Genomic DNA, 3086 nt, shown 5'->3' with positions numbered 1-3086 from the left:
CCTGCGGCCACCTGGACAGCGCATTCAGCGCCATCGCCACCGCCTGCGCGTTCAACGACCTGCGCAGCGCCTCGTCGGTGGCGAGCCGCTGCGCCAGGGCCCGCACCGCGTCCCCCGCTTCAGGCGCCTCCGGCCACTTTGACAGCCCATTCAGGACCTCGGCCACATGCTGCGCGGTCATTTCCTCGCGCAGCGCCTTCCTGGTGGCAACCCGCTGCGCCAGGGCCAGCACCGCGTGCCCCGCTTCAGGCGCCTTCGGCCATCTGGACAGCCCATTCAGCGCCATCGCCACTTCCTGTGCGTTCATCGCGCGGCGCAGCGCCTTCCTGGTGGCGACCCGCTGCGCCAGGGCCAGCACCGCGTCCCCCGCTTCAGGCGCCTCCGGCCACTTTGACAGCCCATTCAGCGCCATCGCTACTTCGTGTGCGTTCATCGCCTCGCGCAGCGCCTCCTCGGTCGCGACCCGCTGCGCCAGCACCCGCACCGCGTCCCGCGCTTCAGTCTTCTCCGGCCACTTTGACAGCGCATTCACGGCCTCGGCCACATGCTGCGCGCTCATCGCCTCGCGCAGCGCCTCCTCGGTGGCGACCCGCTGCGCCAGCACCCGCACCGCGTCCCACGCGTCAGGCTCGTCCGGCCACTTTGACAGCGCATTCGCGGCCATCGCCACATCCTGCGCGTTCATCTCCTCGCGCAGCACCTCCTCGGTGGCGACCCGCTGCGCCAGGGCCAGCACCGCGCCCCCCGCTTCAGGCGCCTCCGGCCACTTTGACAGCGCATTCGCGGCCATCGCCACATGCTGTGTGGTCATCGACCCGCGCAGCGCCTCGTCGGTAGGGATCCGCCTGGCCAGGACCAGCGCTGCGTGGCAGGTACTCCGCTCCTGCGGCCACTTCGAGAGGGCATTGAGCAGGGTTGAGATGTCCTGGCCGTTCAGCCTGCCGATCAGGCCGTACGCCCGAAGATGTCCGACAAGACGCACCACCGCTTCGCGGCACCACCCATGTTGCGCCGCCTTGGACAGCGCGTTGCCCAGAAGGGCCGCCTCCCTGGCGCTGAGCCCTTTTGGCGCGTCCCGCTTCAGCACCTGCGCTGCGATACGTTCCAGCGCCAGCCGGCAGATTTCACTGTCAGCATGCTTGCCCAGCTTGTTGGCAAGATGGGCGTAACGTACAGCCGGCAGGTCCTCAAACCAGTCGGTGTCCACGACATAGTGCGCCGCCAGCTCCACTGCCGCACGGACTTTTTCGCCGCCGCCAAACCGGCCTTGCGGTATCTGCAGTTTCTGCAAATACCGATTCAGAAAACGCACGTTGTCATCGGCGTATTCCGGACGCAGAAAGACCAGCGCCCGCCCGTAGCCATTACGTCGCGCCAGCACGTTATCCGCTGCCATGCGGAAACATCGTTGCGGAAAGCCATCATCCCGCCTGTCCCGGGACAGCAGCCGTTGCTGCTCGCGCCGTTGCGCCTCGACCTTCTGGCTGAACTTGCGTTCCCAATATGTCAGGTGTCTCGCCAGACACCGGGGGCGGCGCTGCGATTCATACGGGCCGATGCGTGCCCTTGTACGCTCCCTGTCATCCAGCGCATCCTCCGGATCTCGCACCGTTCGCTTGCGCGATGGGCCCGCTGCCTGAGCCCGGGATTCCTGTGCACCGCTTCCCGTCAGCACCGGCCGATGCTGGTAACCGGGCCGGTAGTGCGTGCCCTGAGGCGATAACGATGGCCCCGGCTGGCTCCAGCCGCGGGCCATCTCCCCCACCTTGTCCGACCCGGGCTTCTCGCGCCGGGTCAAGTCGCGCAAGGGATACCCCGCTTTCTCTTCGCCGCCATGAGGCCGCGAGGAAAACGTCCGCTGCCGCTGGGCGCCCGGATAAGGCTGCATCCTGCGCGCCTGGCGACGTACCGGTAGCGCCGCCAGCCGCATGTCAAGGGCCGGACCTGTGTGCCGATCCGCAGCTCCTCCTGGCTCCGTCCCGGATCGCCTGGGTGCCGATTCCTCAACCGTTTCATTGTCAACACCATCATCCGGATTTACTGATCTTTCGATTTTCATTGCGGCATATCCAGAGCTTGGCAGGGCGTTGTCACGTTAAGAGACGGTTTCATAAAAACTGTTGAGCTCGCTGAAGGGTGTTCCAGCAGATCAGGCAACAGTCGAGTTTGAGAAACGCTTCGTGACGGCTCTGTCAGGTTGACGAACGTAGACTGTACGCGTACCCGGTAACGGTAGTTATCCTTCAAGTGGTTGCGGGTTTCAGCGCAGGTGATATTCGTTTCCAGTTGAAAGAACCGATGATGCAGAAAGTGGCGGACACGGCAAGACCGCCGGTGCGAAACGAAGATTTGGTATGCGAGGTGATCCGCATGACAGAAGCAAACGCGATCACGGCGCGAAGAGTTATTGTCGAAAGTGGTGTACGCGGGATCGGGGGAAATTTAAGGGTCTTGTCGCAATAACGCGGTCAGGTAAAATCCGCCGACGACAAGGTTCCAATAGGTAGTCCGGACGAGATTTTAGTTATAGAAAGGATCCCTCATCAACTAGACAGAACGGCTTCCCAGACTGCGGGCGCAGCAGTATCTTTGAGACCGAGCTTCGCGAGATTGAATTGGCCCTTGCGAATACGATGCATCAACTCAATGCCGGCCAGAGTGATCGCTGCGTTCATGAAACGTTTGAAGCCGAGCATGACTTTCGTCCGGGACTTGATGTTGCGGTGATCCTGTTCGACCAGATTATTGAGATATTTCGAGGATCTGACCTTCGTGTCCCCAGGCAGCAAGCCATCGGCCTTCATCTCGCGCACGGCGCGGTGTGAGGCCGCATTGCCATCAAGCGTGATGGTGTTTGGTGGCTGGCCTTGATGTTTGATCGCCTTCCTGAAAAAGGCTTTTGCTGCCTGCACGTCGCGCTTCGCACGAAGCATGAAGTCAACCGTCAGGCCAGCCCGATCAAGGGGTACGGCCAAGATTCGGTCGAATTGCTATCATAAGCCCTACGGTTATGAAGTCGATTCTCCTTATTCAATGGCAGCATAAGCCAATCAAGCCGTGAACGCCTCTCCGAACTGCCGTGCCCG

General features: G+C 62.4%; 2 pseudogenes. Both read right to left on the bottom strand.

The features are described 5' to 3' along the window. Positions 1 to 1888 (bottom strand): annotated as a pseudogene (locus tag AB3X89_RS39220) (hypothetical protein); the annotation flags it as partial. 655 nt (positions 1889 to 2543) lie between these two features. Next, positions 2544 to 2963, bottom strand: a pseudogene (locus AB3X89_RS39215) (transposase); the annotation flags it as partial. Between the last annotated feature and the right edge of the window lie 123 nt (positions 2964 to 3086).

The sequence above is a fragment of the Paraburkholderia sp. BR14320 genome (genome assembly GCF_040948665.1).
Lineage (GTDB): Bacteria > Pseudomonadota > Gammaproteobacteria > Burkholderiales > Burkholderiaceae > Paraburkholderia > Paraburkholderia youngii.
This window is presented reverse-complemented; position numbering and strand designations above follow the sequence as displayed.